Source organism: uncultured Porphyromonas sp. (assembly GCF_934359325.1).
GTDB lineage: Bacteria > Bacteroidota > Bacteroidia > Bacteroidales > Porphyromonadaceae > Porphyromonas_A.
Map to the genome: position 1 here is coordinate 1 of NZ_CAKRLH010000077.1, position 7,734 is coordinate 7,734.

The 7,734-nt window shown below is 59.6% G+C and carries 7 protein-coding genes; 4 read left to right on the top strand and 3 right to left on the bottom strand.

Annotation, left to right across the window (positions count from 1 at the left end):
- Positions 1-2,336 (bottom strand): DNA polymerase I (gene polA / locus Q0F21_RS04215; RefSeq protein ID WP_297237698.1); only part of this gene is annotated, 2,336 nt, incomplete at its 3' end.
- Positions 2,337-2,777: 441 nt separating this feature from the next.
- Between polA and Q0F21_RS04220 the strand changes: the two genes are divergently transcribed.
- The 3 genes from Q0F21_RS04220 (at position 2,778) to nrdG (ending at position 6,195) form a co-directional block, all read left to right on the top strand.
- Positions 2,778-3,137, top strand: coding sequence for an Ig-like domain-containing protein (locus Q0F21_RS04220; protein WP_297237700.1), 360 nt, complete (start codon positions 2,778-2,780; stop codon positions 3,135-3,137).
- 311 nt (positions 3,138-3,448) lie between these two features.
- Positions 3,449-5,683, top strand: a complete 2,235-nt coding sequence (nrdD, locus tag Q0F21_RS04225) for an anaerobic ribonucleoside-triphosphate reductase (RefSeq protein WP_297237702.1) — start codon at positions 3,449-3,451, stop codon at positions 5,681-5,683.
- A gap of 5 nt (positions 5,684-5,688) precedes the next feature.
- Entirely contained in the window at positions 5,689-6,195 is a 507-nt protein-coding gene (nrdG, locus tag Q0F21_RS04230; protein ID WP_297237704.1) for an anaerobic ribonucleoside-triphosphate reductase activating protein, read from the top strand.
- Between the two features lie 60 nt (positions 6,196-6,255).
- Here the strand turns inward: nrdG and Q0F21_RS04235 are convergent, their stop codons facing one another.
- On the bottom strand, positions 6,256-6,435 hold the full coding sequence (locus tag Q0F21_RS04235) for a transposase (protein ID WP_297237710.1): 180 nt from the start codon (positions 6,433-6,435) through the stop codon (positions 6,256-6,258).
- A gap of 135 nt (positions 6,436-6,570) precedes the next feature.
- Here Q0F21_RS04235 and Q0F21_RS04240 point away from each other — a divergent pair, with 135 nt between their 5' ends.
- Positions 6,571-6,726 (top strand): four helix bundle suffix domain-containing protein, encoded by a 156-nt coding sequence (locus tag Q0F21_RS04240; protein WP_297237706.1) that lies wholly within the window; start codon positions 6,571-6,573, stop codon positions 6,724-6,726.
- Between the two features lie 193 nt (positions 6,727-6,919).
- On the opposite strand, the gene Q0F21_RS04245 is transcribed toward Q0F21_RS04240, so the two are convergent.
- Positions 6,920-7,734: zinc-dependent metalloprotease (locus Q0F21_RS04245; protein WP_297237708.1), on the bottom strand; the 815-nt coding region annotated here is incomplete at its 5' end.

Here is a 7,734-nt window from a genome sequence, read left to right on the forward strand (position 1 = left end):
GGTATGTCGAGCCGGGAGGAGAGACCGAAGGCGGAGATGCCGTAGATGATCCCAAAGTTTGCCGTCTTTGCCCGACGCCGCATCTCTCCGGTCACCTCCTCACGAGGCACACCGAAGATCCTCGCTGCCGTGGCGGCATGGATGTCTGCTCCGTGGCGGAAGGCGTCGATCAGGGAGGGATCGCCGCTCAGGTGCGCCATCAGCCGCAGCTCCACCTGAGAGTAGTCGGCACTGACGAAGAGATCGCCGGCAGCGGGATCGTTTCCGGTAAAGGCCTTGCGTATCTCCCGCCCCTGCTCATCCCGCACCGGGATATTCTGCAGATTGGGGTCGCTCGAGGAGAGCCGACCGGTTGCTGTCTTTGCCTGGTGGTAGGTGGTGTGGATCCGTCCAGTCTCGGGGTGGATCATCGAGGGAAGGGGGATCAGGTAGGTGCTGAGCAGCTTGGAGAGGCCGCGGTAGTCGAGGATCAGCCCGACGACGGGGTGCAGGTGGCGGATCTTCTCTAGATCCTCCTCTCGTGTGGAGTACTGACCGGTTCGGGTCTTCTTGGGCTTCGACAGCAGCTGCAGGTGATCGAAGAGGAGCTCACCCACCTCCTTGGGGGAGTTGATATTGACCGGATACCCGTCCACAGAGTCGTAGATCTGCTGCTCCAGTCGCTTCAGCGCCTGCTCCATCTCGCCGATCGCCTCGCTGAGGAGGATCTCATCGACACGCACCCCCGCCTGCTCCATCTCCAGCAGCACGCCCATCAGAGGCATCTCGATGTCGTAGAAGAGTGACCTCAGGTGCTCCTCCTCCATCTGTGGCGAGAGGTGGTGATAGAGCTGGAGCGTCACGTCGGCGTCCTCCGCGGCGTAGGGCAGCACTTCCTTCGGATCCACCTCACGCATCGTCCGCTGCTGCCGTCCCTTCCCGATCAGCTGCTCGATCGGGATCGGGCGGTACCGCAGCAGCGTCTCGGAGAGGTAGTCCATCCCGTGACGCGACTCCGGATCCAGCAGGTAGTGCGCCAGCATCGTATCCCAGAGCGGAGGGACGGCGTGGATGTCGTATCGGGCGAGGAACTTGAGGTCAAACTTCCCATTGTGCGCTACCTTCACCTTCTCGGGGTCGGCAAAAAAGGGAGCCAGGGGTCTCAGCAGCTCCTTCGCCTTCTCCATCTCCTCCGGCAGGGGAATGTACCACGCCTCATGGGGTCGGACGGCGAAGGAGATCCCGACGAGGTGATCCTGCATGCCGTCCAGACCGTCCGTCTCGGTGTCGAAGGCAAAGGCCTCCGCGCCGGAGAGTGCATTGAGGAGCGCTCTCATCTCTGTCCCGCTGGAGACTGAGGTGTAGGTGTGCTCCACCGTCGTGATGTCCCCGACCGACTTGTCCTCGAGCGGCTCCGCCAGCTCCTCCGGAGTGAGGTCAAAGAGGGACCTCTGCGGCGCGGGTGTCGGGGACTCCTCGAGGAGTGCCTTCTTCTTGGACCGGAAGTCCAACTCATCGTAGATCTCCACCAGTCGCTGCCTGTCCTCGGTCGTGCGTGTCATCTCCTCCAGGGAGACCTCTATCGGCACATCGGTGACGATGGTGACGAGACGGCGTGAGGTGTCGAGCTGCTTCCGGTAGTCGATCAGGTTTTGCTTCATCTTCCCCTTCAGCTCCCCGATATGGTCGTAGATCCCCTCGATGGTGCCGTACGTCCTCAGGAGATCAGCCGCACGCTTCTTCCCCACCCCCGGCACCCCGGGGACGTTGTCCGACGCATCGCCCATCAGTGCCAGATAGTCGCGCACCTGCGATGCGTCCGTGAGGTCGTGCTTCGCCGCCACCTCGCCGGGACCTAGGCGATCGAAGCCCCCCGAGCTCCCCGGCGACAGCATATGCACCCGCTCCGACACCAGCTGACCGTAGTCCTTGTCCGGCGTCACCATCAGCACCTCCAGATCCGGGTGCGCCGCCGAGAATCGCATCGCCAGCGTCCCGATCACGTCGTCCGCCTCGTAGCCCTCCACCTCGTAGCTCCGCACGCCACGCGCCCGGATGATCTCCCGGATGTAGGGGAGGGCAAAGGTGATCGCCTCGGGCTGCTTCGCCCGCTGCGCCTTGTACTCCTCATACTCCTCGCTGCGAAAGGTTCCTCCCGACGGATCGAAGACCACCGCCAGGTACTGCCCCTCTGCCGCCTCCAGGATCTTGTCGAAGGTATTGATAAATCCGAGCACGGCGGAGGTGTCCTCGCCCCGACGATTGAGCATCGGACGATTGGCGAAGGGGAAGTAGCCCCGATAGATCATCGCGAAGGCATCGATAAGGTAGAGTCGTGTGGGAGTCTGCTGAGTCATATAAATTAGTGCCTGGTTGATTTGGATAGGAAAAGGTACCAAAAAATAACCGGACCCTCTCCCTCTGTCGATCCCGCAGGCAAGGTGACGCAGGTGACGGGTACAGAAACCAAGCTCGATGTGAAGAGTCGGAGTAAGGCACCCCTTGCGGGTCGAACTACCCATCTAAGAAGTGCGTCACCCCTGGAGAGATCCACACAGAGTGGAGCCGATTTCACTGAAGTCTAATACCGGGTTTAGTGATCACTAAACCCGGTATTAGTGATCACTAAACCCGGTAATAGTGAGATGTCTGATACAGCACTGGAGGGTTGTTTGCTTTTTTGACGTTAGGTGCAGTATTTCGGGAGGGGCGTTGTTAGGTAGGTGTAAGGGGATGAGGTCGCCGCCTCTGACCCGAAGATTAGTTTTATTTCTCACACAATAATTTTTCAGGACATCATGAAGTCACTACTCAAGGTCGGCGCACTCGCCACCATCACCCTCCTCACCGCCTTCGGTGCCACCGGCTGCAAGGATAAGAATAAGCCGGTCAATCCGGACCAGATCACCGTCACCCTCGACGCCTCCGCCAAGACTATCGAGGTGGGCAAGAGCGAGACGCTCAAGGCCACCGTCAAGGGGAAGAACGTCAAGGGCGTCACCATCCTATGGCAGAGCAGCGACCCGAAGGTCGCCACCGTGGACAAGAGCGGCACCGTCAAGGGCATCAAGCCCGGTACCGCCAAGGTAACCGCTACTGCTTCGCGCGGCAAGGCCTCCGCCTCCTGCGCCATCACCGTCAAGGAAACCAAGAAATAACTCATACATTACTCACCAACCCTTCTGTGAAAAAATGCCGCACCTTACCGGTGTGGCATTTTTTGTTGGTTGTCATCCGGAGATGACACTTTGGAGAGATCCGTGGACTTTAACACTTTTCCGATCCTTCGAAGTGGTTGCGACAAGTGCTAATGTGGAGCGAGAAGGGACAAAAAGTCAGACATTCTTTGGACTTTTGTCATAGTTTTAGTGGACAACTTTGGCTAACTTAGTCGGCGAATACGAGGAGAGAGTTTCCCACTTCTCACCAAGACAAAATCACTACATCACTTATTATCAGCGTTTTATATATGGAGACCACAGTGCTTAGCAGGGAGAGAGTTGCCCAGACGGATCGCTCGACCACTACGCCACGCCAATCGCCGACGACCACCCTGCTTGAGGTGATCAAGCGGGACGGGCGGCGCGTACCCTTCGACAAGAGCAAGATCACCATCGCCATCGAGAAGGCGATGAACTCCTCCTCGGGGATCTACGAGGCGGGGCAGGCAGCACAGATCGCCGACGAGATAGAGAGCTATGCCGCCGTCGTCCGCACACCGATGACGATCCACTCCATAGAGGAGATGGTCTACTACAAGCTGACCATGTACGGCAACATCGCCACCGCCAAGGCGTACGAGAGCTACCGGTCGGTGCAGGAGTTTAAGCGCCAGAGCAATACCAACGACTCCAGCATCCTCGGCATCCTTAATAAGACCAACCGTGGCGTGATGGACGAGAACTCAAATAAGGACGCCAAGATCGTCTCCACGCAGCGCGACCTGATCGCCGGCGAGGTCTCCAAGGATATCGCCCGCCGACTCCTTATGCCGGCAGACATCGTGATGGCGCACGACAGCGGCGCGATCCACTTCCACGATATGGACTACATCATCCAGCCGATGTTCAATTGCTGCCTGATCAATCTCGAGGATATGCTTCGCCGCGGCACCTGCATCAATGGGAAGAAGATCGACAGCCCCAAGAGCTTCCAGGTCGCCTGCACCATCACGACGCAGATCATCGCCCAGGTCGCCTCGGGTCAGTATGGCGGGCAGTCGATCAACGGCATCGACCGCATCCTCGCACCTTACGTGCGACGAAGCTTCGACAAGTATCTCAAGTACGCCCTCGATGACCAGGAGAAGATCTACGGCATAGAGCCCAATCTCGAGAAGGCGAAGGAGGTGGCGTGGAAGCGGACGAAGAAGGAGGTGAAGGACGGCATCCAGACGATCCAGTATCAGATCAATACCCTCATGACGACGAATGGGCAGGCTCCTTTTGTCACCCTCTTTATGTACTTCCAGCCGGGGTACGAGTACGAGCGTGAGGCGGCGCTGATCACCGAGGAGATCCTCCGGCAGCGCCTCGAGGGGATCAAGAATGAGTCAGACGTCTACGTGACGCCCGCTTTCCCAAAGCTCATCTACGTCCTCGACGAGCACAACGTCCACCCCGACAGCAAGTACTACTACCTCACCGAGCTGGCCGCGAAGTGCACCGCCCGCCGTATGTACCCCGACTACATCTCTGCGAAGAAGATGCGGGAGATCTATAAGGGCAACGTCTTTGCCCCGATGGGCTGCCGCAGCTTCCTCTCCCCCTGGCAGGATGAGGAGGGGAGGTATGTCTTCGATGGCCGATTCAATATGGGCGTTGTCAGCCTGAACCTTCCTCAGATCGGCATCCTCTCCGGTCGGGACGAGGAGCGCTACTTCACCATCCTCGAGAAGCGACTCGAGCTCTGCAAGCGGGCGCTCCTCTTCCGCTACGAGCTGCTCAAGGACGTCACCAGCGACGTCTCGCCGATCCACTGGCAGTATGGGGCGATCGCCCGGCTGAGGCCGCACCAGAGGATCTACGACTACCTCCAGAGGGGCTACGCCACCATCTCGCTCGGCTACATCGGTCTCTACGAGGCCTCTATGCTGGTGACGGGAGAGCCGCACACGACCGAGGAGGGACATCGATTTGCGCTCCGGGTGATGCGCCGGCTCAGGCAGGCTGTGGATGAGTGGAAGGCGGAGACCGGGCTCGGCTTTGCCCTCTACGGCACGCCCGCCGAGAGCCTCACCAATCGCTTTGCCAAGATCGACCTCGCCCGCTTCGGCTCCATAGAGAACGTCACCGACAAGGGCTATTACACCAATAGCTACCACGTCGATGTGCGGGAGCCGATCAGCGTCTTCGAGAAGTTTGACTTCGAGAGCGAGTTTCAGGACCTCTCCACCGGCGGCATGATCTCCTACGTTGAGATCCCCAATATGACCAATAACATCCCCGCCGTGCTGACGATGATCCGCTACATCTACGACCACATCACGTACGGGGAGTTCAATACCAAGAGCGATTACTGCCACGTCTGCGGCTTCGACGGTGAGATCAAGGTGAATGATGACAACGAGTGGGAGTGCCCTCAGTGCCACAATAAGGACCGCTCCAAGCTCACCGTCATCCGGCGCACCTGCGGCTACCTCGGAGAAAACTTCTGGAACGAAGGGCGGACAAAGGAGATCAAGTCCCGCGTCCTGCACATTTAGTACCGATGTCTCTCCACTACGCACAGATCCGCCGGTACGACGTGGCCAATGGCGAGGGGATCCGCACCTCCGTCTTCGTCACCGGCTGCACGCTGCACTGCGTCGACTGCTTCAACGTCCTCTACCAAGACCCCGCCTACGGAACTGAGTGGAGCGAGGAGACGACCGCCCGGGTGATCGGCTACCTCCGTGACCCCAATGTCGCCGGGCTCACCCTCCTCGGGGGCGAACCGATGCAGAGCCCCGGGCTGGTGCCGGTGGTGGAGGAGATACGTCGGGCTCTGCCGGAGGGCAAGACGATCTGGGTCTACTCCGGCTACACCTACGAGCAGATCGTGGCGGACCCGGAGCGGCGGCGCCTCTTAGAGCTCTGCGATGTCCTCGTGGACGGACGCTTCGTCGCGCGACTCAAGGACCTGAGGCTCCGCTTCCGTGGCAGCTCCAATCAGCGGATCATCGCCATCCGCCCCTCCCTCGCCGCCGGTACCCCGATCCTCTACGATCCCGCGTAGCCGCCCCCCGATGAGACCAAGAGGGACCGGGTCGCAGGACCCGGTCCCTCTTTTTTTGGTTCACCCGACATTTCGCGTGATGGAGCAGTCGTGGAGAGAGAATAGACGGAGCGTAAAGTAGTAGTCGTCACTATATCCGTAAGCGTTTCTCTTCATTACTTTGATCTTATTATTGATGCCTTCGACCTTTGCTGTTGAGAGCTTTCCATGATACCATGCCGGGATCTCTCTTTGCGGCAGAAATGGTGTTTACAAGCTTTACCAGAGGCTTAAGGTCTCACCAGCTGGGGTCCTGGTCACCCGCGCTACGATCGGCTGCGTGCCTATGCGCGGAGCGAGGAGATCTTCGCCGACTGCCCGGGGATCTTTGAGCAGATGAGCGATGAGGAGCTTGCCAACCTCGGTATCACGCTGATCCACCAGGCGACCTATATGCTGCGCCGCCTGATCGAGCGGCAGGAGGTGATGCTTGTGGAGAATGGTGGCATCCGGGAGCGAATGAGCCGCGCCCGCCGCTCCCCTAAGAAGTAGGGGGGCAGGGCGGCTATCTTATCGGACAAGTCGGACAAGTCGGACGGCGCTGGGTATGGACCTGCTGTCCCTCTCTCCCTCCCACACTCTCCTCCCTCTCAGCTCCCTCTCCACCCTCATCCCTCCCTGTCAAGCATCGGGGCATGCCGACCGGTGGTGGTCGACATGCCCCGATGGATAGTGGGATGAGGGATTAGTTACGGCCGCTGAGGGCGCGATCGATCATGTAGTAGAGGTCAGCGTAGTGACCTGCCTCGGGATGGTTGCCCATCCGCGATGAGATGACTGAGCGGGCACCGAGGAGGCTCTTGTAGAGCGGTCCACGGACGTTGATCGCCTGGGTCTTGAGCTTCTGCTTGTCGTTGCTCTTCTTCCCATCGAGCCCGAGCCCGCTGAGGAGCTGAGAGACGTAGGCATACTGCATATTGCGCTCCACGGGGGTGAGTGCTCCGCCGTTTTGCCACACATAGTCGTGCAGGTCGGCGAGGTAGGCCTCGGGGGTGTAGGGGTTTCGCTCCTCGGAGTAGAGAGCCGTATTGGAGAGACGGCTCAGGACGGAGGTGCCGGTCAGCATACTCATGGTGGAGAAGATCTGGTCGGAGAAGTTATTGGGCTGCTTGCCAAGCTTCGCCGTCACCTCCTTCGTGGACATCCAGCGGGGGAAGTCGATCGACTGGTCGAGGACAAAACGCAGTGCGCGCTGCTGCTCCTTCTTGGAGGGGACGGAGTACTTGGTCTGTCCGTCGCCATGTACGGGGAGGTTTCTCCTAAAGCCTCCGATGACGGAGGTGGCGTGGCCGATGTAGAGGCGGAACTGCCCTGCGAGCGAGCTGAGCAGGCGGTCCTGAGCCTTGTAGGCTTTGCCATCCTCCTGGGGGGTCCAGTCGAAGAGGTGATCCACGGTGCGCTTTAGATTCTCGATGCCGTAATAGCTTGCCAGCACCGGATCATCGCCGAGGTCCTCGGTCTGAGCGGTGTAATCGGCATTGGAGAGGATCTGTTGAGGCC

Coding starts and splice junctions, on each gene's coding strand:
- Q0F21_RS04220 (WP_297237700.1), top strand. CDS start 2,778: ATGAAGTCACTACTCAAGGTCGGCGCACTCGCCACCATCACCCTCCTC.
- nrdD (WP_297237702.1), top strand. CDS start 3,449: ATGGAGACCACAGTGCTTAGCAGGGAGAGAGTTGCCCAGACGGATCGC.
- nrdG (WP_297237704.1), top strand. CDS start 5,689: ATGTCTCTCCACTACGCACAGATCCGCCGGTACGACGTGGCCAATGGC.
- Q0F21_RS04240 (WP_297237706.1), top strand. CDS start 6,571: ATGAGCGATGAGGAGCTTGCCAACCTCGGTATCACGCTGATCCACCAG.